The following is a 24,372-nucleotide window of genomic DNA, read 5'->3' as shown; positions in this document are numbered from 1 at the left end:
CCTAGTCCGGCGGCGCGGCGGCGGACCCGCCGGCCGGGGCGGTACCCGGCGCACCTGCCGGAGCGGCATCGACGTCGACGTCAACGTCACCCGGACCGGTGTCGCCGGGCTGGTCTGGCGTCGCGGTCTCGTCGTGGATGCACCAGCCGCCGTCGCCGCTGCCGGCCGGCGTCACCGTGAACACGAGACTGACCCGGAGCGTGGTGGATCCGACGGCAGCGGCGACAGTGGTGGTGACCTCGTGGCCGACCGGGACCGGCTGGGAAGCCACGATCTCCGCCCGCTCCACCAGCAACGACTCGGCGAAGTCGCCGTTGGGGCCGGTGGCGCTCGCGTCAAAGATCTCCTGCGTCGCGGCGCAGAGCTGGGCGCGCCCTTTGTCGAGGTCCTTGGCGACCATCGCGTCGAGGTAGTCCTGCACGAGCCGCCGGGACTCTTCGGCACCAACGGGCACGTCCGTCCCGGTCGGCTCCGGTTGCGGCTCCGGGTCGCCGGTGCAGCCGGTGGCCGTCATCGTCAGCAGGGCCACGACGCCGACGGCCACGCTGCGGCCCGGTACCGCCCGGGTCCGCATCCGTAGCGCGCTGGTCCGCATCCCGTTCCTCCCGTACCGCTGGCCGCCGTCGCCCCTGGCCCGCTATCGCGGCAGGCCGCCATCACCAGGCGCTGAGTCTACGACCGGGCTGGCAGTAACTGATCTGTCGAGGGATTGACATGCCGTCGACACAGTCGTAGCTTCCTTGTCGAATCGCTTCGTCGAAGCGTTTCGACAACCGAAGTCGGCTCCCTCCACCGATCAGCCGCGTTCGAGACCCCGCCGCCAGCGGGCAGCCTCACCGCGGTCCGTGACCTTCACCCGACCCCTGTCCCCGTGGCGGCGCCTGCACCGCGCCGCCCCTGCGGCACACCCGCGAGGAGGCTGGAAATGATGTTCCGTCGACAGCGAACAAACACCCGCACCCTGATAGCCGCCGTACTCACCGCCACCGCCCTGACCCTGTCGGCCTGCGGTGCCGATACCGACGACAGCGGCGACGGCAGCACCCTGCGCCTGTGGCACTACGAAGGCGCCAACAGCGCCATGGGCATCGCCTGGGCCGAAGCCATCAAGCAGTTCGAGGCCAGCCATCCCGGCGTCACCGTGGTCTACGAGGAGAAGGGCTTCGAGCAGATCCGGCAGAACGCCGGCATGATCCTCAACTCCGACCAGGGACCGGACATCCTGGAGTACAACAAGGGCAACGCGACCGCCGGTCTGCTGTCAAAGCAAGGGCTGCTCACCGACCTCAGCGACGTGGTAGCCGAACGCGGCTGGGACGAGATGATCTCGCCGAGCGTCGCCACCACCTGCCGGTACGACGGCAACGGGGTGATGGGTGGCGACACCTGGTACGGCATCCCCAACTACGGCGAATTCGTGATGGTCTACTACAACAAGGACATGTTCGCCGAGTACGACCTGCCGGTGCCCACCACCTTCGCCGAGTTCGAAGGCGTACTGGACACCTTCGTCGACAACGGCGTCACCCCGATCTCGGTCGGCGGCGCCGAGTACCCCGCCCAGCAGATCCTCTACGAGTTGGCGTTGACCCAGGCCGACCGGTCCTTCGTCGACGACTTCCAGCTCTATGCCAACCCGGTCGACTTCCACGGTCCGGAGTTCAACTACGCGGCCAACACGTTCGCCGAGTGGGTCGACAAGGGCTACATCGGCGCCGACTCCGCCGGCATCAAGGCCGAGGACATGGGCGTCGCCTTCACCCAGGGCAGCTTCCCGATCATGATCTCCGGCAGTTGGTGGTACGGCCGGATGAGCGACGAGATCACCGACTTCGAGTGGGGCACCTTCCTCTTCCCCGGCAGCGACCTGCACCCCGGCTCCGGCGGAAACATCTGGGTGGTGCCGAGCAACGCCAAGAACAAGGACCTCGCCTACGACTTCATCGACATCACCATGCAGCCGGACATCCAGAACCTGCTCGGCGACTCCGGCGGGGTGCCGCTGGCCGCGGACCCAGCCGCGATCACCAACCCGAAGGCCAAGGAGCTGATCGAGAACTTCAACACGCTCAACGACTCCGACGGGCTGGCCTTCTACCCGGACTGGCCGGCACCGGGCTACTACGACGTGCTGGTCGCCGGGGTCCAGCAGCTGATCAACGGCAGCAAGTCGCCGGACGAGGTGCTCGACGAGATCGCCAAACCGTACAACGACAACCTGGCCAGCATCGGCGAGTGAGCGACGACCGTGCGCCGGGGACGCCGGTCCCCGGCGCACGGTCCGCTCCGGGAGGTTCCATGGCTAAGTTGCTCACCCGCCCCCACCCCCGTACCCGCGCCGGCGCGGACGCCCGGAAAGCGGACTACGGATACGTAGCCTTCCTGCTCCCCGGGGTCGTGCTGTTCCTCGCCGTGATCGTCGTGCCACTGCTGATGAACATCGGGATCAGCTTCACCCGGTGGTCTGGCGTCGGGACGCCGGAGTGGATCGGGTTCGACAACTACGACCGGTTGCTGCACGACACCAACTTCTGGATCTCGTTCCGCAACATCGGCTTCATCATCCTCGCGATGGCGGTGCTGCCGACGCTGCTCGGCCTGTTTCTCGCCGCGGTCCTGTTCGACTACGTGGCCAAGCGGATCGGCCCGCGGACGGCGAGCGTGTTCCGCTCCGGGCTGTACCTGCCGCAGGTGCTGCCGGTCGCGGTGACCGGCATCGTCTGGGGCTGGATCCTGCACCCCAGCTACGGTGCGCTGAACTCGATCCTGGACCGTGTCGGTCTGGGTGCCCTCGCCCAGAACTGGCTCGGTGACCCGGCGTACGCCCTGCTCAGCGTCATGGCGGTGATGGTCTGGTTCCAGCTCGGCTACCCGGTCGTGATGTTCATGGCCGGTCTGCAACGGGTCGATCCGGAACTCTACGAGGCGGCCGACCTCGACGGCGCCGGCTGGTTCCAGCGGTTCACCCGGATCGCGGTGCATCAGATCAAGCCGGAGATCTACGTCGTGCTGGTCACCACGACCATCGCCGCGCTGAAGATCTTCGGGCAGATCTTCGTGCTGACCCGGGGCGGCCCAGGCAACGCCACCCTGGTGCCGTCGTACTTCGCCTACCAGAACTTCTTCGAGAAGGCCGATGCCGGGTACGGCTCGGCGATCGCCACCGTCCTGACCGCCATCATCGTCGTGCTGACCTACCTGTTCCTGCGGATCCAGACCCGCGACGAGCGCCTGGAAGGGAGCTGAGATGGTCGCCACCACCCCACCCGCCCAGCGCGGCCGGCCCGGCCGGCTGACCGCCTCGACCGTCCTGATCGGCCTGACCGTGCTCACCCTGCTGGTGCTGGCACCGTTCCTGGTCGTAGCACTCAACGCGGTCAAGGCACCGGCCGAGTACGCCGCCAACGGTCCGCTCTCGCTACCCGGCGAGCTCTACCTGCGCGGCATCGTCGACTTCTGGTTCCGGGTCGACTTCGGCGAAAAACTGTGGAACAGCTTCCTGATCAGCGCCACGGTCGCCGTACTCGCGGTACTGATCTCGGTGCTCAACGCGTACGCGATCGGCATCGGTCGGATGCGGGGTCGGATCGCGTTCCTGATGTTCTTCCTACTGGCCAACCTGCTGCCGCAGGAGGCGCTGGTCTACCCGCTCTACTATTTGTCCAAACAGGTCGGACTCTACAACAGCCGGATCGCCGTCATCATCATCTTCACCGCGATCCAGGCGGCGTTCGGCACCTACCTGCTCTCCTCGGTGTTTCGCGACTTCCCGCGGCAGTTGCTGGAGGCCGCGGCGATCGACGGGGCGGGCAAGTGGCGGGTGCTGTGGAAAGTAGTCGTTCCGACCAGCTGGCCCACCCTGTCGGTGTTGTTCACCTTCTTCTTCATCTGGACCTGGAACGAGTTCTTCCTGCCGCTGATCTTCCTGATCTCCAACGACAAGCAGACGGTGCCGGTGGCGCTCGGCGTCCTGCAGGGAGACCGGATGATGGACGCCACCACCACCAGCGCGTCGGCGCTGCTCGGCATCGTGCCGGCGGTGCTGTTCTTCCTCATCTTCCAGCGCACCCTGACCCGGGGTGTGCTGGCCGGCGCGGTCAAGTAGGACCTGACCCGAGAGAGGGTTCGATGAAATTCAGCAACGGATACTGGCGGATGCGTGACGGCGTACAGCCGCTCTATCCCGCGCAGGTGCACGACGTCGAGGTCGAGCCGGCGGCGTTGACCGTGTACGCCCCGACCCGGCGGATCACCGGTCGCGGCGACACCCTCAACCAGCCGCTGCTCACCGTACGCTGCACCTCCCCCGCCCCAGACGTGATATCCGTCCAGGTGGGGCACTTCCTCGGCCGGCGGCCCCGGCATCCGGACTTCGCCCTGGCCACCGAGCCGGACACCGACGTCCAGGTAACCGACGGCGCCGAGCACGCCTGCATCACCTCGGGTGGGCTGACCGCCCGGTTCGCCCGGGGCGACGGCTGGCGGCTGGAGTTCGTGGCCGCCGACCGAGTGCTCACCGGCAGCGGCTACAAGAGCATGGCCGCGCTGGACACCGACGACGGGTCGTACATGCGGGAACAGCTCAGCCTCGGCGTCGGCGAGACGGTGTACGGACTCGGCGAGCGGTTCGGCCCGCTGGTCCGCAACGGCCAGGTGGTCGACATCTGGCAGGAGGACGGCGGCACCAGCAGCGAGCAGGCGTACAAGAACGTCCCGTTCTATCTCACCACCGGCGGGTACGGGGTGTTCGTCAACCATCCCGGGCTGGTCTCGTTCGAGGTCGGCTCCGAGGTGGTCTCCCGGGTGTCGTTCAGCGTCGCCGGGCAAAGCCTGGAGTACCTGGTCATCTACGGCCCGACGCCGCACGAGATCCTGCGCAAGTACACCGCCCTGACCGGCCGTCCGGCCCTGCCGCCGGCCTGGTCGTTCGGGCTGTGGCTGAGCACCTCGTTCACCACCTCCTACGACGAGCAGACGGTCAGCTCGTTCATCGACACCATGGCGGAGCTGGAGCTGCCGCTGTCGGTGTTCCACTTCGACTGTTTCTGGATGCGCGAGTTCCACTGGTCGAACTTCGAATGGGATCCGCAGGTTTTTCCCGAACCCGAGCTGATGTTGGAGCGGCTACGCAAGCGGGACCTGAAGGTCTGCGTATGGATCAACCCGTACATCGCGCAGCGGTCGGCGCTGTTCGCCGAGGGGGCGGCGCGGGGCTACCTGGTTCGGACCGCCGACGGCGACGTCTGGCAGTGTGACCTCTGGCAGGCCGGGATGGGTCTGGTCGACTTCACCAACCCGGACGCCCGACGCTGGTACGCCGACAAGTTGCGGGCGTTGCTGGACATGGGCGTCGACGCGTTCAAGACCGATTTCGGGGAGCGGATCCCGACCGACGTCATCTGGCACGACGGCGCCGACCCGGAACGGATGCACAACTACTACACGCACCTGTACAACCAGACGGTGTTCGACCTGCTCCGGGAGCACCGCGGCGAGGGCGAGGCGGTGCTGTTCGCCCGGTCGGCGACCGCTGGCGGGCAGCAGTTCCCGGTGCACTGGGGCGGTGACTGCGAATCCACCTTCGAGTCGATGGCGGAGAGCCTGCGCGGCGGCTTGTCGCTGGCGATGTCCGGGTTCGGCTTCTGGAGCCACGACATCGGCGGTTTCGAGGGCCGGCCGGCACCGGAGGTGTTCAAGCGCTGGATCCCGTTCGGGCTGCTCTCCTCACACAGCCGGTTACACGGCAGCCAGACCTACCGGGTGCCGTGGACGTTCGACGAAGAGGCGGTCGACGTGCTGCGGATCTTCACCCGGCTCAAGGCGCGGCTGATGCCGTACCTGTTCGGGCAGGCGGTACTGGCCCACTCCGACGGGATCCCGGTGATGCGTCCGCTGGTCGCCGACTTCCCGGACGACCCGGCGGTGACCCACCTGGAGCGGCAGTACCTGCTCGGGGACAGCCTGCTGGTGGCGCCGGTGTTCCGGGCCGACGGGCAGGTCGACCTCTACCTTCCGGCCGGCACCTGGACCCACCTGCAGACCGGGGAGGAGATCACCGGCCCGGGCTGGGTGCGCCGGACGGTCGGGTTCGACCAGGTGCCGGTGCTGGTCCGCCCCGGCACGGTGCTGCCGCTCGGGGCGAACGCGGACCGACCGGACTACTCGTACGCCGACGGGGTGACCCTGGCGGTGTACCAGCTCGCCGACGGGCAGCAGGTGCAGGTTTCGGTGCCGGCGCTCGACGGGTCCGAGGCCGCCAGGTTCGTGGTCGCCCGGCACGGCACGACGGTCACTGCTGACCGGGTCGCTGGGTCGGCCCTGCCGTGGCGGGTGCAGCTGGTCGGCCACGGCGAGGTCTGGGAGGTGGCCGCCGACATCAGCCGGTGGCAGGGGGAGCTGACCGACCGGTAGCCGGGTTGGCCGCCCGGCCGCCCGCCGGGTCGGCTGCCGCCCCGGCGGTGAGGGCGGCGGCGACCGAGGCGGCCAGCCGGGCGACGTAGCCGCGTGGCAGCGGGGTACGGGCCACCGCGAGCCGCCAGTAGAGCGGGCCGACCATCAGGTCGACGACGAAGTCGGGATCGGTGTCGGCGGGCAGTTCGCCCCGCCGCACCGCCCGGTTCGTCACCAGGCTGCCGATCCCCCGCTGGTTGTCCCGCAGGGCTGCCTGCAGGGTCTGGGCGATCGCCGGGTTGCGGGCCGCCTCGGCGAGCAGGTCCGGCACGATCTGCCCGGCCAACGGATGACGCAACGCCCGGGCCGCGATGGTCAGCACCAGCTCGAGGTCACCGCGCAAGCTACCGGTGTCCGGCACGGCGGTCACCCCGAGGGCGACCTCGGAGACGATCCCGATGACCATCTCCAGTTTCGAACCCCACCGCCGGTAGACAGCGGTTTTGCCGACCCCGGCCCGACGGGCCACTGCTTCGATCGACATCCTGCCATAGCCGACTGCGGCCAGTTCCTGCAACGCGGCAGCCCGGATCGCCTGCGTCACATCCTCCCGCAGTACCGCCGCGCCCGCCGGCGGTCGCTTTCCGTCGCCCTGCATTCGAGCCAGTGTAACCGCACGACGATACGGTTGCGTATCGTCGTTGCCTCCCCTACCGTTTCCGTCAGGACGCGACGGTATCGTTCCGTGCCATCGGACATGAAAGGTGAGGAGCCGGGCATGAACCGGCTTCACCGGTCCGGCACCACCCGTGCCAGCGGGTCGCGCGGCACCGTCGTCGCGGCGTCCGGGACGAGAGGTACCCGTCGGAGAGGGGCGCGGGTGTGCACGAGCGGCAGCGTTGGCTGATGGAAGGACAGATCGGATGCGGCAGCCAACCAGTGGCACGACCGTGACGCTGGAACCGGACAGCGGGCCCACCCTCGCCGAGCTGGCCCGACAACACGGCCTGGCGGTGAGCGGTGCCCGCCCGTCGCTGGGTGCCTACGTCAAGCAGTTGTGGTCGCGGCGGCACTTCATCTGGGCGTACTCCAACGCCCGGCTGATCGCCATGTACACCAACGCCCGGCTGGGCCAGATCTGGCAGGTGATCACCCCGCTGGCCAACGCCGGGGTGTACTTCCTGGTCTTCGGACTGCTGCTGGGCACCGACCGCGGCATCGACAACTACATCGCGTACCTCTGCACCGGGATCTTCATCTTCACCTTCACCCAGCAGGCGGTGACCACCTCGGCCCGGTCGATCGGCGACAACATGAATCTGATCCGGGCGGTGCACTTCCCCCGGGCCAGCCTGCCCTTGACCTCGGTGCTGGTGCAGTTGCAGCAACTCGCCCCGTCGATGACCGTGCTGGCGGTCATCATGCTGGCCACCGGTGAGGGGATCGACTTCAGCTGGCTGCTGCTGATCCCGGCGCTGCTGCTGCAGACGCTGTTCAGCGGCGGGCTGGCCATGATGGTGGCCCGCTGGGCGGCGCGCACCAGTGACCTCTCCCAACTGCTGCCGTTCGTGATGCGGACCTGGCTGTACTCATCCGGCGTGTTCTACAGCATCGACCGGTTTACCGGCGACCTGCCCGGCTGGGTGGTCACCGTGCTGCAGTTCAACCCGATGGCGGTCTACATCGACCTGGTCCGCTACGCGTTGATGGACTCGATGGGCAGCCCGCCCGGGTACCTGTGGCCGGCGGCCGGCGGTTGGGCCGTGCTGATGGGTGTGGTGGGCTTCATCTACTTCTGGCGTGCCGAGGAGGAGTACGGCCGTGGCTGACCTGCTGGACGCACCGGCTTCCGGGGCCGACACCCGGGTGCCCACCGTGATCGTCGACGACCTGCACGTCGTCTACCGGATCAACACCGGCGGCGGCGGGCGCAACAGCCCGGTCGCGGCGCTGCGGCGGATCGCGACCCGCAAGCAGGCCCCGACGGTACGCGAGGTGCACGCCATTCGCGGCGTCAGCTTCGTGGCGCACCGTGGCGAGGCGATCGGGTTGATCGGCAGCAACGGCTCCGGCAAGTCCACCCTGCTGCGGGCGGTGGCCGGCCTGCTGCCGCCGCGCCGGGGCAAGGTCTACACCCAGGGCCAGCCGTCCCTGCTCGGGGTGAACGCCGCCCTGATGAACGACCTGACCGGCGAGCGTAACGTCGTGCTCGGTTGCCTGGCGATGGGAATGAGCCCGGCGGAGGTGCGGGCGAAGTACGACGGGATCGTCCAGTTCTCCGGCATCAACGAACGGGACGATTTCGCGTCGCTGCCGATGCGGACCTACTCCTCGGGTATGGCGGCCCGACTGCGGTTCTCGATCGCCGCGGCGAAGAGCCACGATGTGCTGATGATCGACGAGGCGCTGGCCACCGGCGACGCCGCGTTCCAGCGGCGCAGCGAGGAACGGGTCCGTGAGCTGCGGGCCGAGGCCGGAACCGTCTTCCTGGTCAGCCACAGTAACAAGTCGATTCTGGACACCTGTGAGCGCAGTATCTGGCTGGAGTCCGGCGTGATCCGGATGGACGGGCCGAGCACCGAGGTAGTCAAGGCCTACCAGGAGTACGCCAACCGCAGGTGACCCGAGCCGGGTGTCCGGGTGCGGCGTACCCGCAGCCCCCGGACACCCGTGCGGGTGGTGGTTTCAGCTTCAGCCGAGACCGTTGCGGATCGCGGTGACCAGTTCGCCGTTGCCAGTGTCGCCGGACAACTCCCAGAAGAACGCCCCGCCGAGGCCCTGGCCCCTGGCGTAGTTCATCTTGCCGCCGATGGTCGCCGGGGTGTCGTAGCTCCACCAGTTGTTGCCGCACTTGGCGTACGCGGTGCCGCCGACGGTGCCGGTCGCCGGGCAGGTGTTCTTCAGCACCTTGTAGTCCTCGATGCCCTGCTCGTACGTGCCCGGTGCCGGACCGGTGGCGGTACCACCCGGAGCGCTCTGGCTGACGCCGGTCCAGCCCCGACCGTAGAAGCCGATGCCGAGCAGCAGCTTGTTCGCCGGGATGCCCTTGCTCTTCAGCTTCTGGATCGCCGCGTCCGACCAGAAGCCCTGCTGCGGGATTCCCGGGTACGAGGTCAGTGGCGAGTGTGGGGCGGTCGGTCCCTGCGCGTTGAAGGCGCCGAAATAGTCGTACGTCATCGGCATGATCCAGTTCAGGTCGCCGACCGCTCCGGCGTAGTCGGCCGCGTCGATCTTGCCGCCGTTGCCGCCGTCCGCGGTGATCGCTGCGGTCACCAGCGCGCTCGACCCGAACCGGTCACGCAGTGCCGAGATCAGGTTCCGGAACGCCGCAGGACCGCTGGAGTCGCAGGTCAGGCCACAGGCGTTGGGGTACTCCCAGTCGATGTCGATACCGTCGAACACGTCCGCCCAGCGTGGGTCCTCGACCAGGTTGTAGCAGGACTCGGCGAACGCGGCCGGGTTCTGCGCGGCCTGGGTGAAACCGCCGGACCAGGTCCAGCCGCCAAACGACCAAACTACCTTCAGGTGCGGGTACATCGCCTTGAGCTTGCGCAGCTGATTGAAGTTACCCCGCAACGGCTGGTCCCAGGTGTCGGCGACCCCGTCGACGCTGTCCGCGGCGGTGTACGCCTTCTCGTAATCGGCGTAGCTGTCCCCGATGGCACAGCGCCCACCGGCGGTGTTGCCGAAGGCGTACATGATGTGGGTCATCTTCGATGCCGACCCGCTCGTGTGGATGTTGCGCACGTGGTAATCGCGGGCGTAGACCCCCCACTGGGTGAAGTAGCCGACCACCTTCTGCCCACCGGGCGGCGGTGGCGGAGTCGTCGGCGGTGGCGTGGTGGGCGGCGCCGTCGTCGGGGGCGGCGCGGTGGTCGGGGGCGGCGCGGTGGTCGGGGCCGGGCCACCGGCACAGGAGACCCCGTTGATGGTGCAGTTCTGCGGTGCCCGGAATGCGCCGGTGCCGATGTAGCCCCAGCTGAACGAGGCTCCCGGCGCGAGGCCACCGGCCCAGCTCTTCTTCACCGCGGTGTACCGGTTACCGCTACGCGTCACGTCGGCGTCCCAGAAGCTGCTGATGGTGGTGCCGGCCGGCAGGTCGAACTCGATCCGCCAAGTGCCGACGGTGGCGTCGGAGCCGTTGGCGCCCGTCACCCGGACCTCGTGCCCGGTACCCCAGTCAGAGCTGGCGGCGAAGCTGGCGGAGATGGTGCCGGCGCCGAACGCCGCAGTGACCGGCACCGCCGCCGCAGCCGTCACCACGGCCAGCGCCCCGGCCAAGACGGCGCGGCGCAGTGATCTTCTCATCAGGCGTCCCCCCATTTGCTTAGGAAACTTTCCTTAAAGTGCATGAGACGCTACTCACACATCAACCAGTTCGTCAAGATGTCGATATCTCGATGGCTACGCGACCCCGGCCAGGCGTCGTCCGGCAGCACCGGGGAACCGCTCGGACGAACCCGGGCTCAGATCCGGCGGCGGCCGGAGAACCCACACTCCAGGCGGTGGTACCAGCGGATCTCGCCGTCGCCTTCCAGCCAGCACCACAGGACCGGACGGTCGTCCAGCTCGCCCGGGAAGTCGAGTAGCACCGGGGCGACGCCCTTGACCTGGATCTCCTGCTCGTTCAGCTCGTCAAGAATCCCGTAGATCCGCGCTTCCAGCCCTTTCACCTCGGCCAGACCGCCGTGCGGGCTGTCCGATCCGGCGGCCAGATCAGCCCGCAACTCAGCCAGGTCCGCGCGGAGTAGGACCAACTCGTCGATCCGTGGACGGAGGGTTGCCATCAGGTGGCGGGCCTGGGCGAGGGTGAACACGTTCGCCAGTATGGTCCATCACCACCCGTCGTGGGTCGACCGGTCGCCGGGAGGACTGCGGCCGACCGTCACGCGAGGCCGCTGACCCGGACGGCTGCCCCGGGCCGCCGCCGGTCGCCGTGCGCCGGCGGCGGCACTGGGCGCGTCGGCGGAACGCGCCCGGTAGCCGGCCGCAGGGGGGCAGCCAGGGCCGGCTGTCGACGTCGCCGCAGGGGAAGTCACGATACGACGCCGGTACGGCGGTCGCCCAGCGCCGGCGGACCTCGTTCCCGTCGAGCTACCTACGACCACCTATGTCGCAAACGGTAGCCACGCCGACACGTTCAGCGGAAGAGGCTGAGCGTGAATGAATACCTCAGCCCTGCTGCGCGGCCAGCTCCCGGGCGCGGTCGCGGGCCGCTTCGAGGGCGGCGAGCAGCGCCGCCCGAACCCCGTGGTTCTCCAGCTCACGGATGGCCGAGATGGTGGTGCCGGCCGGCGAGGTGACGGCCTCACGCAGCTTGACCGGATGCTCGCCGGAGTCCCGCAGCATCACCGCCGAACCGATCGCCGTCTGCACGATCAGGTCGTGCGCCACCTGGCGGGGCAGCCCGAGCAGGATTCCGGCGTCGATCATCGCCTCGACCAGTAGGTAGAAGTAGGCCGGGCCGGAGCCGGACAACGCGGTGACCGCGTCCTGCTGGGTCTCCGGCACCCGGATCGTGACACCGAGCGGCTGGAACATCTCCTCGGCGAGGGCAAGATGCTCGACGGTGGCATGCCGGCCGGCGGAGATGGCGGTCATCGCCTGATCCACCAGCGCCGGGGTGTTGGTCATCACCCGTACCACCGGGGTGCCGTCCGGTAGGCGGCGGGCGAAGAACTCGGTCGGCAGTCCCGCGCAGAGCGAGACGACCAGCTTGTCCGCCGGCACCTTGGGGCCGATCTGGTCCAGCAGGGTGGCGGCGTCCTGCGGCTTGACCGCCACGGCCAGCACCTCCGCCTCGGCCACCGCAGTGTGGTTGTCCACCACCGACACGCCGTAGCGCACCGCGATGTCCTCGGCCCGCTCCCGCCGCCGAGTCGTCGCCAGCAGTTGATCGGCCGGCCAGCCGGCCCGCAACAGGCCGGAGAGGACCAGCTCGCCGATCTTGCCGGCGCCGATCACGGCTACCTTGTGCGCGCCGGGAGGCATCCGTGCGTCATCCTCTCTCGAACCGAACCAAACCGACCAGGACCGGTGACCGACCAGGACCGAAACGCGACGGACCGGACCGTGACGGACCGGGCGGAGCAGCGCCCTGGCGGGAGCCGCTCATCCCGGCCCGGACCCGGTGGTCAGCTGCCGAAGAAGACCTCGGCCTCGGTGTAGCGCTCCAGCGGGACGGTCTTGAGCTCCCGGGTCGCCTCGGCCAGCGGCACCCGGACGATGTCGGTGCCCCGGATACCGACCATCTTGCCCCAGTCGCCGTCGTTGGCGGCGTCGATGGCGTGCAGGCCGAGCCGGGTGGCGAGCACCCGGTCGAAGGCGGTGGGGGTGCCGCCACGCTGGATGTGACCCAGCACGACGGTCCGGGCCTCCTTGCCCGTCTTGGCCTCCAGCTGCTCGGCGAGCCACTGGCCGATGCCGCCGAGCCGGACGTGGCCGAAGGAGTCGAGTTCCTTGTTCTGCAGAACCATCTGGCCCTCCATCGGGTGGGCCCCCTCGGCGACCACCACGATCGGGGCGTACTGCTTCTGGAACCGCTTCTCGACGTAGGTGGCGACCTGCTCGACGTCGAACTCGCGCTCCGGCAGCAGGATCACGTTCGCCCCACCGGCGAGTCCGGCGTGCAGCGCGATCCAGCCGGCGTGCCGGCCCATCACCTCGACCACCAGGGTGCGGTGGTGGCTCTCGGCAGTGGTGTGCAGCCGGTCGATGGCCTCCATCGCGATGTTGACCGCGGTGTCGAAGCCGAAGGTGTAGTCGGTGGCACCGAGGTCGTTGTCGATCGTCTTCGGCACGCCGACCACCTGCACGCCGAGTTCGTGCAGCTTGGTGGCGACACCGAGAGTGTCCTCGCCGCCGATCGCGACCAGGGCGTCCACGCCCTGGGACGCCAGGTTCTCCTTGATCCGCTCGACCCCGCCGTCGATTTTGAACGGGTTGGTCCGGGACGAACCGAGGATGGTGCCGCCGCGGGGCAGGATGCCCCGTACCTCGTCGATACCGAGAGGCCGGCTCAGCCCCTCCAGCGGTCCGCGCCAGCCGTCGCGGAATCCGATGAACTCGTGACCGTAGCTGGCGACGCCCTTGCGCACCACCGCCCTGATCACTGCGTTCAGGCCGGGGCAGTCGCCGCCGCCGGTGAGCACGCCGATACGCATGATCCGCTCATCCTCCAGGAAACTGTGCGGTAGACCCACTCGAGCCCCAGGAACGAAGTCCGGTCAGACCGTCGGCATCGTTGCCGGCCCGGGGCGGGCCGTCAGTGCGCACTTTATCGGCCCGACCGGCGACCGGGCGAGCAGACCCCGAGGATCACCGGACCGTCGCTGGCCCGGTCACCGCCGGTAGGCCCGGCTGATCACCTGCCAGCGGGCAAGGTTGTGGCGTGCGTCGACGAGCGCGTCGTGCCGGTCAGCGGCCGACGCCGGCAGATCCGGCCGACCGGCGTCGTCCCACCGCTGCCGCAGGTCCTTGGTGAACCGGGGAATCTCCCGGGGCAGGGCCGGCATGGCCCCCCACAACTGGGCCAGCGCCACATGGTCGTACGCGGCGTACCAGGCCCACAGCTCCAACTCGGCAGCCGAACCGTCGCGCAGCGGCGCGACCAGGAATGCGTACAGCTCGTCGCGGATCCGCGCCCGGGGCCGCCAGGCCGGATCGGCCGGTGACGGCAGCTTGTCGAGCACGTGGCGACGCACCCACGGCACAGCCCGGGCACCGTCGAACTCCGTGGAGACCGCGTAGAACTCCCGGCCGTGCTCGTCGACGACACCGATCGAAACCAGGTCGACGAGGCGCCCGTCCTCGATGAACTCGCAGTCGTAGAAGTAGCGGTAGATCATTACCGCCATCCTCGCCGATACCGGAGATAGACCCCCATCGGGGTGCCGGCCGGAGCGTCGCCGTCGCCCGGCTCGCTCCGACCGGTACCGCATCCCCACGGCCGGATCCGCCGGGCCCCCGTGTCGGCCCCCACCCGCCGGTGGATCTGGCCGCTAGCCTGCCGGTTTGTCGGGCACAGGACTGTCACAGAAATGATTGTGGGGGTGTACACCACGCGACACGGCAGCCATGATCTGATGTTGACACCGTTCTCCGAACGGTATCTATTTCATGTTCGCCTGGGTCGGGTGATGCACTCCGGACGGGCACGATGGTGCCCCCGGTGGGATGGTGCCCTTGGTGGGGAGGGGTTGGACCGTGGAGATGCGCCTGCCGGAGCCGGGTGACGCGCTCACCGGCGTGGACATGTTCGCCGGGCTCGAACCCGAGGTCCGGCAACGGGTCATCGCTGCCGCCGTGCCCCGCACCTACCGCAGGGGTCAGTTGCTCTTCGTCGAGAACGACCCGGGCGAGTCGCTCATCGTGCTCAAAAGGGGCGCCGTCGCGGTCTTCCGCACCGCGCCGACCGGCGAACGCGCGGTGTTGTCCGTCGTCCGCCCGCCCGACGTGCTGGGCGAGGTGTCGCTGCTGGACGCGTCGACCCGGTCGGCGTCCGCCGAGGCCATCGAGGACTGCACCGCGCTGGCGTTGTCCCGGGGCGCGTTCATGGATCTGGTGCACTCCAACCCGCGCATTCTCGACGCGGTGATGCGCTCACTCGGTGCGCTGATCCGCCGGCTCACCGAGCAGAACGCCGATCACGTCTTCCTCGATCTACCCGGTCGGGTGGCCAAGACGCTGGTCCGGCTGGCCGGGGAGAGCCAGGCCCCGATGATCACCATCGAGCTGAACCAGAGCCAGCTGGCGGAGATGGCCGGTGGCTCCCGGCAGAGCGTCAACCAGGCGATCGGATCGTTCAGCAACCGGGGTTGGCTGCGTACCGAAGGTCGGCGGATCGTGGTGACCGACGTGGCCGCGCTACGCCGCCGGGCCGGAATGGCCGACCGATGAGGTCGATACCGGCGGTACACGCGTGGCGCGCGTACCGCCGGGCCTGACGTCTGCCGCCGTCAGGGCTGGGTGCTGGTCGGGCCGATCCAGTTGGTGCCGACCTTCTCCCCGGTCGGGCCGATCCACTCCTCGGCCACGACCCCCTCCTCCTGCAACTTCGCCAGCGTGCCGGCGTCGAGATCGATCATCTCCCCCGCGCCGTGGCTGACCCCGGACAAGTCCGTCCAGTCCTTCTCCAACTTGACGTACACCATGTCAGGACTCCCCTGCTCGGTCTGATCTGGCCAGATGAATGTATCCCGGTACCACCAGCAGATGGACTGTCCATTAGCCAACAGCCCGGTTATGGACAGTTGACCGCACGGGCGATACTCGGGCTGACGCACCCGCCGTGACCTGCGAATCCGGCCCCCCCGGCAGATCGGGTCCGGCACCGCCACGCCCGGCCGGGCATAGCCGCTGGCCAGGGCAGGTGGCCAGATGCGACAGTAGGCTCCCGACTCGACGTTCCCGCGAGGAGGCTGGCATCGCTGCCCCGTGCGAAAAGTGTGGCCGGACCGCAGCCGACGACGACCGCTACTGCGGCGGCTGCGGTACGGCGCTCATCCCTGTCTGCGCGCACTGCGACCGCCCGCTGGCGGCCGACGCGAGCTTCTGCACCTCCTGCGGCCAGCCGCAGGGTGGCCGACGGCCGACCGAGCCGAGTCAGGAGGACCGACGTCGGGTCAGCGTCCTGTTCATCGACCTGATCAACTTCACGCCGTACGTGGAACGGGTCGATCCCGAGCAGGTCCGGCGGATGCAGACGAACTTCTTCTCCATCGCGCGCCGGGTCGTCGGCCAGTACGGCGGGGTGGTGGAGAAGTACATCGGCGACGCGGTGATGGCGCTGTTCGGTGCGCCGGTGGCCACCGAGAACGACGCCCTGCGCTGCGTCCGGGCCGGGCTCGACCTGCGCCGCGCCCTGACCGAGTTCACCGCTTCCGCCGGCGAGGGACTCCGGTTCCGTATCGGCGTGGCCACCGGCGAGGCGCTGGTCGACACCGGCGCGGCCCGCGACGGTGGCCAGGCGTTCCTGGCCGGCGACGTGGTCAACACCGCGTCCCGGATGCAGTCGGTGGCACCGGCCGACGGGTTGCTGGTGTGCGGTGTCACGCACGGGCTGACCAAGGAGGCGATCCGCTACGACCCGCAGCCGGCGGTGACGCTGCGCGGACGGTCGTCGCCGACCGAGGTGTGGCTGGCGCTGGCCCCGTTGCGTCCCGTGCCGGCTGACCGGCAGACCGACGCGACCCCGCTGATCGACCGCGAACACGAACTGGGGCTGCTGGTCAACGCGCTGTACCGGTCGATCCGCGACCAGCGGCCCCAGGTGCTCACCGTGCTCGGCCAGGCCGGCATCGGCAAGAGCCGGCTGGTCCGGGAACTGCTTCGGCACACCGAACGGCTGGTCGACCAGCCGGTCACCTGGCGGATCGGGCGGTGCCCGCCGTTCGGGGAGAACGTCACGTTCGCCGCGCTCGCCGACATCGTCAAGGCCGAGGCCGGCATCCTCGACACCGACCTGGCCACCGTCGCCGAGCAGAAGTTGGCCACCGGGGTCCAGGCCCTGGTCGGACCGGAGGCGAACCGGCTGGTCGACGCGCTGCGCCCACTGGTCGGGCTGCCGCACCGCAACCTGCCGGCCGAGGAGACCGAGTCGGCATGGCGGCGCTTCCTGCTCGCCCTGGCCGCCCGGCAGCCGACCGTGCTGGTCTTCGAGGACCTGCACTGGGCCGACGAGGCGATGCTGCGCTTCGTCGAGCTGCTCGGCGCCTCCGCCTGGCAGGTGCCACTGCTGCTGCTGTGCACCGCCCGACCCGAGCTGACCAGCCGTGAGCCGGCCTGGGCGGGCACCACCCCGGGCGCGCTGACCGTCACCCTGCCGCCGCTGCGCGACACCGGGGTGGCCGCACTGTACGCGCACATGTTCGGTGCGGCGCCGTTCTCGGCCGATCTGCTCGGCCCGTTGATCGAGGTGGCCGACGGCAACCCGCTCTACGCCCACGAGTACGTGCGAATGCTGATGGAGCAGGGGGCGTTGCGGCGCAGCGGCCGTGGTTGGGCGTTGACCCGCAGCGATCGGCTGCCGATCCCGGACAGTGTGCACGGGGTGATCGCCAACCGGATGGATCTGCTGGACGCCACCGACCGGGCGGTGCTGCTCGCCGCAGCCGTGGTCGGGGTGCAGTTCTGGCCCGGCGCGGTCGCCGCCGCCCTCGGCCAGCCGGTGGAGCTGGTCGACCGGGCGCTGCGCCGGTTGGAGCAGCGCGACTTCGTCCACGAACAGCCGGGTTCGACGATGGCGCAGCAACCCGAGTTCCGGTTCCGCCACGTGCTGGTCCGCGACGTCTGCTACCAGCGGTTGCCCCGTAACGAACGGGTTGCCCGGCACGCCCGGACCGCCGACTGGTTGGACACCCTCGCTGGCGACCGGGACACCGACCTGGCCGAGGTGCTGGCCCACCACCGGTGGGCGGCGCACGAGATCGCGGACACGCTGGGTCTGGAGACCCACGGGTACGCTGGGGCCGCCCGGGATGCCCTGCACCGTGCGGCCCGCAGGGCGTACGCCCTGCACGCGCTGGACGTGGCGAGCGGGCACGTGGAACGCGCGCTGCGCCTGGTGACCGCCGCCGGCACCGACGGGCTGGGTGAGCGGTTGCAGCTCGAACTGCTCGGTGCCGAGCTCGCGTTTCTGCGCGACGGCCCGGGCTTCCTCGCCGACGGGGGCGCCGACCGGCTGAGGACGCTCGCCGACCAGCTGGCCGACGTCAACGATCAGGGGTGCGCGGCCCGGGCCTGGACCCTGCTCGGGCGGGCTGCCTGGCTGCGGACCGACCGGGACGAGGCGCTGCGCTGCCTCGACCGGGCGGTGGAACTGTTCGACGCGCTGCCGGACACCGATCAGAAGGCCGACGCGTACGCCGAACTGGGCCGGCTGCACATGCTCAACCTGGAACGGGATCCGGCGGTCGCGGCGGCCGGCGCGGCGGCCGAGATCGCCGACCGGTTGAGGCTGACCGAGACACTGGCCAACGCCCGGATCACCGTTGCCATGGCCCGGTACCAGTCCGGGGACCGGTCCGGGCTCGACGAGCTGCGGGCGGCCACCGCGATGTGTCGCGAGCACCAACTGCTCGCGCTGCCCCGGGCGCTGCAGAACCTGTCGTACGCGTTGTGCGAAGAGGGCGACTGGTCCGGCGCCCAGGAGCTGATGTCCGGTGCCGCCTCCGGCTCCGGGCTGAGCACCGGATACTCCGGCGAAGCCATGCGTGCCTACTTCGCCGGGGACTTCGCCGCCTTCCTCGCCGCCGCCGACTCCTTCGTCGCAACGCCCAGCGGCCGGTGGGACATCCAGGTACGGGGCCTACGGGCGTGTCTGCGGGTACTGCGCGGCGATCCGGTACCCACGGCCGATCAGAGCGGGGTCGACGACGTCGCCGACGCGGTACGCGCGGCCCGGGACAGCGGCTTCCGTCGGCCGTACTGGAACAGCCTCGGCTTGGGCGCACTGTGCCGGGCGCTACAGGGGCGGGGTGTGGAGGCCGCAGCGCTGCTCGACGAGCTGGACCAGTCCTGGTCGAAGGTCCCCGCGCTGGCCAGCGGCGAATGGATCGCGGCCGCCGCGTTCGCCGCCGCGATCGCCGGGCGTGGCGCGGCAGGGCAGGTCCGGGCGATGCTCGACCGGGTGCAGCATCGCACCCCGTGGGCCGAGGCCGCGCTGCGGACGGTGACCGCAGCGGTGGCGGCGGCCGACGGCGAAAACCGCGCGGCAGGTGAGCTGTACGCTGCCGCAGCGGCCGGTTTCGCCGACATCGACGCGACCACCGACCGGATGATCGCGTTGGCGTTGGCCGTGGCGGCGTGGCGGCGTGTCGGCGACCGCGATGCCGACGCGCCGGCGCTGGCCGAGGTGCGCAGTTTCGCGCTGCGCAACAAGGCACCCGGGTTGCTGCACCTCGACGATCAGGACGCGGGCGGCTACCGCTGGTCTCCGACCCTGGCGTCGTGACCGCAGGCGGCGAGGTTCACGGGCACGGCACCGCACAACGCACTCCCACAACCGCCTACCGGCGTGTCACGATTCAAGGGCACGGCACGCCCCCGGCCGGGGGTCCGCCGGCGGACAGGGCCCGACGGCGGCCGGTGAGGAGTTGATTCGGTGTCTGCGGGTGGCGCGCGTCGGGGGCGGCGGGACAACGGCCTCGACGCATCCGAGTACGCCGTGGCCGGCGACGTCGACCCACGGGTCGGTGAGCACCTGCTCGACGTGCTCGCCGCCGGTGGGATCGCGGCCTACCTGCAGCCGTCGTCGGACGTCAATCCGGTCACCCGCACGACCACCGTGCCGGCCCGGCCGGTGGACCGGCTCTTCGTCGACCGGGCACACCTGGACACCGCCCGGGGCTACCTGGCGCAGTTGGCCGAGGACGGCCCGGGCGCACCGGGCAGCCGCTCCGGTTCCCCAGTGGCCGGGTCCGGACAGACCACGTCGCCGGCGTCGGACCCGGTTGTTCCGGCGGGCGCGGGGCAGCCGGCCGGTCGGGACGCCGATGTCGACGCCGTCTGGGCCGGCATCATCGCCAACTATCACGCTCCGGCTCCGGCGGACCCCACCGCCGCGCCCTGGCCGGCCGCCGAGAACCTGCCGCCGGTTGAGAACCTGCCGGTGGAGGGCCGGTCGACCGGTCGGGATCCGCTCGCCGACGGTCCACGCCGGGACGGGACGGCAGGCGAGGGCGACGGCCGGGACGCCATCGGCCGGGACGCCACCGAGCGAGGCCCGGCGGATCGGGCCGGCGACGATGCTCACGGCCGCGCCGAGCCGGAGATCACGGCCACCGGCACGCCGGACCCGTTGCCGTGGGCGGTCGGCTACACCAACATCTCCGTCGGACGGCGGGACGACGAGCCGTCCCTTCTGGATGGGCTGGACACCTTCGGTGCCCGGTTACCCGACGAGCCGGAGGAGGGCTACACGCCTCCCCTGCCGCCTCCGCTGCCCCGGTTGTCGTCGGCTGCGGTCCTCGGGGTACTGGCGATCATCGCCGGCTTCATCCTCTTCGTCTTCCCGACGGTGCTTCCGGTGGATCGTGGACTGGCTATCCTGCTCGGTTTCGCTGGCGTGGTCGGTGGCTTTGTCACGCTGATCTGGCGGCTGCGGCCGGATCACGACGAGGACGACGATCTGGACGACGGCGCGGTCGTCTGAAACTGACCAACGGATGGCGAAAATCCGGATCCATTGACGCCTGTGGTCACTCTGTAACACTCGCGTAACTTGTTCTCAGTAGGAATAATTCTCGTAGCCGATCCCCCCCCCACGAGTTCGTGATCACTCGCCATGCGCGGCAACCGCCGCAGCGAAACGAGGTCCCCTCATGCGTCAGAGTTCTCTCGTCGTGGTGGCGAACCGGCTGCCGGTGGATGACAGCGTCGCGCGCGACGGCGCGTGCGAATGGCGTCGCAGCCCCGGTGGTCTGGTCAGCGCCCTGCACCCGATCCTGCAGCACACCCCGGCCACCTGGGTCGGCTGGGCCGGTGGCACCGGCCCGGCACCGAGCCTGCCCGACATCGACGGCGTACGGATGCACACCGTCGCTCTGTCTCAGGAGGACATCAGAGACCACTACGAGGGATTCGCCAACGCTACGCTCTGGCCGCTGTACCACGACTCGGTGGAGCAACCCGCGTACCACCGCAGATGGTGGGAGGCGTACCAGCGGGTGAACCAGCGCTTCGCCAAGGCGGCGGCGGCCGCCGCCGAGCCTGGTGCGCTGGTCTGGGTGCAGGACTACCACCTGCAGTTGGTGCCCGGGATGCTCCGGGCGCTGCGGCCCGACCTGCTGATCGGGTTCTTCCTGCACGTTCCGTTCCCGCCGCCGGAGCTGTTCATGCAGCTGCCACGCCGGGCCGAGCTGATGCTCGGCATGCTCGGCGCCGACCTGGTGGGGTTCCAACGCGCCCAGGCCGCGCACAACTTCGCCCAGCTGGCGACGAAAGTGCTCAAGGTGCCGGCCACCGACCGGCGAATCGCTATCGACGACCGGGTGGTGCGCATCGGCGCCTTCCCGGTGTCGATCAACATGTCCGAGATGGAGTCCCTCGCCGGCCGGCCGGATGTGCTGGAACGGGCCCGTCAGCTGCGGTCCGACCTCGGGGACCCGCAGCATGTCATCCTCAGTGTGGACCGGATGGACTACACCAAGGGCATCGAGCAACGGCTCAAGGCGTACAGCGAACTGATCGCCGACGGGCACATCAAGGTCCGCGACACGGTGATGGTTCAGGTCGCGGTGCCCAGTCGGGAACGGGTCGAGCAGTACCGCATCCTGCGCGACCGGGTGGAACGCGAGGTCGGACGGATCAACGGCGAGTTCGGCCGGGTCGGCGAACCGGCGATCCACTACCTCAACCAGTCGTTCAGCCGGGCCGACCTGGCGGCACTGTACCGGATCGCCGACATGATGGCGGTCACCCCGCTGCGGGACGGGATGAACCTGGTCGCCAAGGAGTACGTCGCCGCCCGGGTCGACGACGACGGTGCGCTGCTGCTCAGCGAGTTCGCCGGTGCCGCCGCCGAGTTCCAGCAGGCGTACCTGGTCAACCCGCACGATCTCGACGGACTCAAATTGACGCTGATGCACGCGCTGGAGGCATCACCGACCGACGTGGCGGACCGGATGCGCTCCATGCGCGAGTATCTGCGCACCCACGACATCCGAGCCTGGGTGCACGGCTACCTCACCGCGCTGGACCGCACCGGTTCCCTGGCCGCCCGACTCACCGCCTGATCCCACCGGCCGATCGCCAGCGGTCAGCCGGCGCCCTTGTCCAGCCAGTCGAGGATCGCGTCGACCGGCTCCGTCCAGCGGGCGTCGAGCATCAGATCGTGGCCCATCCCTGGGAACAGCAACGGAGCGCCCCCGTACCGCCGGGCCGCGCGGTCCAGCACCGCAGCCGGCACCACCCGGTCGTCGGGGCTGCCGAGGACCAGCACCGGTGGATCACCGACCGGCGGCTCGACCCGCTGGCGGACTAGCAGCTGCCACTGGGCCCGGGCCGACGCGCGCCCCAACCGCTCCATGTAGGACAGTGCGACGGCCTCTGGTAGCTCCCGGCTGAACAGTTGACCGGCGCGCAGCCGCAACGCCCCGCCGAAGACGGCCGGCAGGGTGCCGAACGGATTGCGCCGCAGCGCCGCGCCGAGCAGCGGCCAGCCACCGAGCACGGGGGCGGCCAGCACCGCGGCCCGCGCCGGATAGCGGGCCAATGCGTGACCGACCACCAACGCCCCGGCGCCGTGCCCGATCAGCACCGCTTGCCGGGGCAGGCCGGCTGCGGCCTGCACCACGTCGTGCACGTACGCCCGCAGGTCGGCCCGCGGCGCCGCGCCGCTGTCCCCGTGCCCGCGCAGACTGACCGCGTACGCCGGGAACCCGCGCTCGGCGGCCCGCTCCAGCCAGTGCTCGGCAAACACCCACGCGCCGTGCCCGAACCCGGGCACGAACAGCAGCGGCGGCCGGCCCTCGTCGCGCGACACGTCGGCGTGCAGCACCTCGCGGCGCACCGCCGGGACCGGTCTGGCCCATTCCCGGGTACGGACGATGCGGGGGGCCGCAAGGGTACGGCTCATCGGGCCGCCACCTCCAGACTGTCCAGGGTCTCCTGCAGCGCGCGCAGGTAGGTGACGTGGCTGACCTCGAACCAGCGCCGGGCCGGGACGGTCGCCTTGGCGTCGTGCCAGGGCCGTCCCGCGCCGGCCTCGATCCGGCCGGCCAGGGCACCGGTGACCGCCGGATCCGCCGACCGGGCGCGCAGCCACCGGGCGACCATGACGCTCTGCCAGTGGACCAGCGGGAAGACCCCGAACTCCGCCTGCACCAGCCCGATCACCGACAGCGTCGGGTGTCCCGGGGCGAAGGCGTGCAGGTGCAGGCGGGGCCGTCCGTCCGCGTCGACGCCGAGCACCTGCGGGTCGAGAAAATCGAACTGGGGCTGGTAACCGGTGGCGAGTACGACGAGGTCGGGATCCACCTCGGTGCCGTCGGCGAGCTCCACGGTGTGCCGGCGGAACCTGGCCACGTCGGGCACCGGGCGGACCGTACCGTGCCCGATGTGCAGGACGAGTTGGCTGTTGACCACCGGATGGGCGTCGAACACCCGGTGCTCCGGAGCCGGTAGCCCAAACCGGGTCTGGTCTCCGACTACCAACCGGAGCAGCCGGTGGAAAACTACCTGGCGCAGCCAGCGCGGCAGACGCCGGGCGAGCAGCCCCGCGTTGACCTGGTCACTCGGCCGGCCGAACAGGTACTTCGGGGTGTACCAGTAGCCGCGACGGGTGGAGTGCCAGCAGCGGGCCGCCTGTTGCCCGGCCTCGACGGCGATGTCGCAGCCGGTGTTGCCGCCGCCCACCACCAGTACCCGCCGGCCGCGCAGCTGGGTCGCGTCGTGGTAGGCCGACGCATGGATCACCTGGCCGGTGAAATCGGACAGTCCTTCGTAGGCGGGCAGCCGGGGTGCCCAGTTGTGTCCGTTGGCGACGACCACGGCGGCGTAGCGCTGGGTGCGTCGGGCACCGTTGCCGCCGGCGCTGCGGGTCGTCACGTCCCACCGGTCCCCCGGCGCCGGTTCGACCCGTACCACCTCGGTGCCGAACCAGATGTGCTGGCGCAGATCGAAATGGTCGGCGTAGCGTTCCAGATAGGCCAGCAGCTGGCTGTGGTGCGGGTAGTCGGGCCAACTGTCCGGCAGCGGGAAGTCAGGGTACTGGCTGAACGGCTTCGACGAGATCAGATGGGTGCTGGCGTAGACCGGGCTGCGGTCGTGGCGCCAGTTCCAGGCACCGCCGACGCCCGTCTCCCGTTCGTAACAGTCGACCCCGAACCCCTGTTCGCGCAGGTTCTTGACCGCGCACAACCCGCTCGCACCGGCACCGATGACGCAGACATTCTCACCCTGTTCGGAGATCGGGCGGTCGTCCCGCCACCGGTCGTCACCGGTGGCAGGGCTGTCGTAGTCAGCGGAAGTAGACACCGGCAA

20 protein-coding genes are annotated in these 24,372 nt (G+C 70.0%); 10 read left to right on the top strand and 10 right to left on the bottom strand.

Features of this window, described 5'->3' with window-relative positions:
* Position 1: 1 nt before the first annotated feature.
* Entirely contained in the window at positions 2–595 is a 594-nt protein-coding gene (locus ACFHW1_RS10520) for a hypothetical protein (RefSeq protein WP_416551594.1), read from the bottom strand.
* A gap of 330 nt (positions 596–925) precedes the next feature.
* Between ACFHW1_RS10520 and ACFHW1_RS10515 the strand changes: the two genes are divergently transcribed.
* Genes ACFHW1_RS10515 through yicI form a run of 4 tightly spaced genes read left to right on the top strand, consistent with a single transcriptional unit; the run spans position 926 to position 6,411 of the window.
* Positions 926–2,239 (top strand): ABC transporter substrate-binding protein, encoded by a 1,314-nt coding sequence (locus ACFHW1_RS10515; RefSeq protein WP_416551592.1) that lies wholly within the window; start codon positions 926–928, stop codon positions 2,237–2,239.
* 59 nt (positions 2,240–2,298) lie between these two features.
* Positions 2,299–3,246 (top strand): carbohydrate ABC transporter permease, encoded by a 948-nt coding sequence (locus ACFHW1_RS10510; protein WP_416551591.1) that lies wholly within the window; start codon positions 2,299–2,301, stop codon positions 3,244–3,246.
* Position 3,247: 1 nt separating this feature from the next.
* Positions 3,248–4,105: a carbohydrate ABC transporter permease gene (locus ACFHW1_RS10505; protein ID WP_416551589.1), complete on the top strand. Its 858-nt coding sequence runs from the start codon at positions 3,248–3,250 to the stop codon at positions 4,103–4,105.
* Positions 4,106–4,128: 23 nt separating this feature from the next.
* A complete protein-coding gene (gene yicI, locus ACFHW1_RS10500; protein WP_416551587.1) occupies positions 4,129–6,411 on the top strand; it encodes an alpha-xylosidase in 2,283 nt (760 codons plus the stop codon).
* On the opposite strand, the gene ACFHW1_RS10495 is transcribed toward yicI, so the two are convergent.
* Positions 6,377–7,048: a TetR/AcrR family transcriptional regulator gene (locus ACFHW1_RS10495; protein WP_416567557.1), complete on the bottom strand. Its 672-nt coding sequence runs from the start codon at positions 7,046–7,048 to the stop codon at positions 6,377–6,379. The two genes, yicI and ACFHW1_RS10495, sit on opposite strands and share 35 nt — an antisense overlap.
* 265 nt (positions 7,049–7,313) lie before the next feature.
* On the opposite strand from ACFHW1_RS10495, the gene ACFHW1_RS10490 reads away from it, so the two are divergent.
* Together ACFHW1_RS10490 and ACFHW1_RS10485 are read left to right on the top strand one after the other, a co-directional pair.
* On the top strand, positions 7,314–8,219 hold the full coding sequence (locus ACFHW1_RS10490) for an ABC transporter permease (RefSeq protein ID WP_278170320.1): 906 nt from the start codon (positions 7,314–7,316) through the stop codon (positions 8,217–8,219).
* The gene (locus tag ACFHW1_RS10485) at positions 8,212–9,012 is read left to right on the top strand and encodes an ABC transporter ATP-binding protein (protein ID WP_282231549.1); all 801 of its coding nucleotides are present in this window, start codon (positions 8,212–8,214) and stop codon (positions 9,010–9,012) included. The genes ACFHW1_RS10490 and ACFHW1_RS10485 overlap by 8 nt, the downstream gene beginning before the upstream one ends.
* Before the next feature lie 69 nt (positions 9,013–9,081).
* Here ACFHW1_RS10485 and ACFHW1_RS10480 read toward each other — a convergent pair whose 3' ends face one another.
* The 5 genes from ACFHW1_RS10480 to ACFHW1_RS10460 all read right to left on the bottom strand — a co-directional run bounded on the left by ACFHW1_RS10480 (position 9,082) and on the right by ACFHW1_RS10460 (position 14,237).
* Entirely contained in the window at positions 9,082–10,698 is a 1,617-nt protein-coding gene (locus ACFHW1_RS10480; RefSeq protein ID WP_416615309.1) for a glycosyl hydrolase family 18 protein, read from the bottom strand.
* A gap of 158 nt (positions 10,699–10,856) precedes the next feature.
* On the bottom strand, positions 10,857–11,207 hold the full coding sequence (locus tag ACFHW1_RS10475; protein ID WP_123602715.1) for a DUF2203 domain-containing protein: 351 nt from the start codon (positions 11,205–11,207) through the stop codon (positions 10,857–10,859).
* A gap of 355 nt (positions 11,208–11,562) precedes the next feature.
* The gene (gene proC / locus ACFHW1_RS10470; protein ID WP_416551581.1) at positions 11,563–12,381 is read right to left on the bottom strand and encodes a pyrroline-5-carboxylate reductase; all 819 of its coding nucleotides are present in this window, start codon (positions 12,379–12,381) and stop codon (positions 11,563–11,565) included.
* A gap of 143 nt (positions 12,382–12,524) precedes the next feature.
* Positions 12,525–13,553, bottom strand: coding sequence for a 6-phosphofructokinase (locus ACFHW1_RS10465; RefSeq protein ID WP_278170326.1), 1,029 nt, complete (start codon positions 13,551–13,553; stop codon positions 12,525–12,527).
* A 177-nt stretch (positions 13,554–13,730) separates the two neighbouring features.
* Positions 13,731–14,237, bottom strand: coding sequence for a polyadenylate-specific 3'-exoribonuclease AS (locus tag ACFHW1_RS10460; RefSeq protein ID WP_416551579.1), 507 nt, complete (start codon positions 14,235–14,237; stop codon positions 13,731–13,733).
* A 358-nt stretch (positions 14,238–14,595) separates the two neighbouring features.
* Here ACFHW1_RS10460 and ACFHW1_RS10455 point away from each other — a divergent pair, with 358 nt between their 5' ends.
* Positions 14,596–15,288 (top strand): Crp/Fnr family transcriptional regulator, encoded by a 693-nt coding sequence (locus ACFHW1_RS10455; protein ID WP_123602718.1) that lies wholly within the window; start codon positions 14,596–14,598, stop codon positions 15,286–15,288.
* A gap of 59 nt (positions 15,289–15,347) precedes the next feature.
* On the opposite strand, the gene ACFHW1_RS10450 is transcribed toward ACFHW1_RS10455, so the two are convergent.
* Positions 15,348–15,542 carry a hypothetical protein gene (locus ACFHW1_RS10450; protein WP_416551578.1) on the bottom strand — a complete coding sequence of 65 codons (195 nt, stop codon included), beginning with the start codon at positions 15,540–15,542 and terminating at the stop codon, positions 15,348–15,350.
* Positions 15,543–15,760: 218 nt separating this feature from the next.
* On the opposite strand from ACFHW1_RS10450, the gene ACFHW1_RS10445 reads away from it, so the two are divergent.
* From ACFHW1_RS10445 to ACFHW1_RS10435, 3 genes are all read left to right on the top strand, one after another.
* Complete coding sequence (locus tag ACFHW1_RS10445; RefSeq protein ID WP_416551576.1) at positions 15,761–19,342, top strand: ATP-binding protein; 3,582 nt, start codon at positions 15,761–15,763, stop codon at positions 19,340–19,342.
* Between the two features lie 150 nt (positions 19,343–19,492).
* Positions 19,493–20,542, top strand: a complete 1,050-nt coding sequence (locus ACFHW1_RS10440; protein WP_416551574.1) for a DUF308 domain-containing protein — start codon at positions 19,493–19,495, stop codon at positions 20,540–20,542.
* Between the two features lie 169 nt (positions 20,543–20,711).
* Positions 20,712–22,124: an alpha,alpha-trehalose-phosphate synthase (UDP-forming) gene (locus tag ACFHW1_RS10435; protein WP_416551572.1), complete on the top strand. Its 1,413-nt coding sequence runs from the start codon at positions 20,712–20,714 to the stop codon at positions 22,122–22,124.
* Positions 22,125–22,147: 23 nt separating this feature from the next.
* On the opposite strand, the gene ACFHW1_RS10430 is transcribed toward ACFHW1_RS10435, so the two are convergent.
* Together ACFHW1_RS10430 and ACFHW1_RS10425 are read right to left on the bottom strand one after the other, a co-directional pair.
* Positions 22,148–22,966, bottom strand: a complete 819-nt coding sequence (locus tag ACFHW1_RS10430; RefSeq protein WP_416551570.1) for an alpha/beta hydrolase — start codon at positions 22,964–22,966, stop codon at positions 22,148–22,150.
* A complete protein-coding gene (locus ACFHW1_RS10425; RefSeq protein WP_416551568.1) occupies positions 22,963–24,366 on the bottom strand; it encodes a flavin-containing monooxygenase in 1,404 nt (467 codons plus the stop codon). Before ACFHW1_RS10425 ends, ACFHW1_RS10430 begins: the two co-directional genes overlap by 4 nt.
* Positions 24,367–24,372 lie beyond the last annotated feature (6 nt).

This window comes from Micromonospora sp. LOL_014 (assembly GCF_048060245.1).
Taxonomy (GTDB): domain Bacteria; phylum Actinomycetota; class Actinomycetes; order Mycobacteriales; family Micromonosporaceae; genus Micromonospora_E.
The sequence above is the reverse complement of the archived record's forward strand: the minus strand, read 5'-3'. Positions and strand labels throughout refer to the sequence as shown.

Coding starts and splice junctions, on each gene's coding strand:
- ACFHW1_RS10430 (WP_416551570.1), bottom strand. CDS start 22,966: ATGAGCCGTACCCTTGCGGCCCCCCGCATCGTCCGTACCCGGGAATGG.
- proC (WP_416551581.1), bottom strand. CDS start 12,381: ATGCCTCCCGGCGCGCACAAGGTAGCCGTGATCGGCGCCGGCAAGATC.
- ACFHW1_RS10495 (WP_416567557.1), bottom strand. CDS start 7,048: ATGCAGGGCGACGGAAAGCGACCGCCGGCGGGCGCGGCGGTACTGCGG.
- ACFHW1_RS10450 (WP_416551578.1), bottom strand. CDS start 15,542: ATGGTGTACGTCAAGTTGGAGAAGGACTGGACGGACTTGTCCGGGGTC.
- ACFHW1_RS10480 (WP_416615309.1), bottom strand. CDS start 10,698: ATGAGAAGATCACTGCGCCGCGCCGTCTTGGCCGGGGCGCTGGCCGTG.
- ACFHW1_RS10435 (WP_416551572.1), top strand. CDS start 20,712: ATGCGTCAGAGTTCTCTCGTCGTGGTGGCGAACCGGCTGCCGGTGGAT.
- ACFHW1_RS10520 (WP_416551594.1), bottom strand. CDS start 595: ATGCGGACCAGCGCGCTACGGATGCGGACCCGGGCGGTACCGGGCCGC.
- ACFHW1_RS10460 (WP_416551579.1), bottom strand. CDS start 14,237: ATGATCTACCGCTACTTCTACGACTGCGAGTTCATCGAGGACGGGCGC.
- ACFHW1_RS10465 (WP_278170326.1), bottom strand. CDS start 13,553: ATGCGTATCGGCGTGCTCACCGGCGGCGGCGACTGCCCCGGCCTGAAC.
- ACFHW1_RS10490 (WP_278170320.1), top strand. CDS start 7,314: ATGCGGCAGCCAACCAGTGGCACGACCGTGACGCTGGAACCGGACAGC.
- ACFHW1_RS10515 (WP_416551592.1), top strand. CDS start 926: ATGATGTTCCGTCGACAGCGAACAAACACCCGCACCCTGATAGCCGCC.
- ACFHW1_RS10510 (WP_416551591.1), top strand. CDS start 2,299: ATGGCTAAGTTGCTCACCCGCCCCCACCCCCGTACCCGCGCCGGCGCG.
- ACFHW1_RS10505 (WP_416551589.1), top strand. CDS start 3,248: ATGGTCGCCACCACCCCACCCGCCCAGCGCGGCCGGCCCGGCCGGCTG.
- yicI (WP_416551587.1), top strand. CDS start 4,129: ATGAAATTCAGCAACGGATACTGGCGGATGCGTGACGGCGTACAGCCG.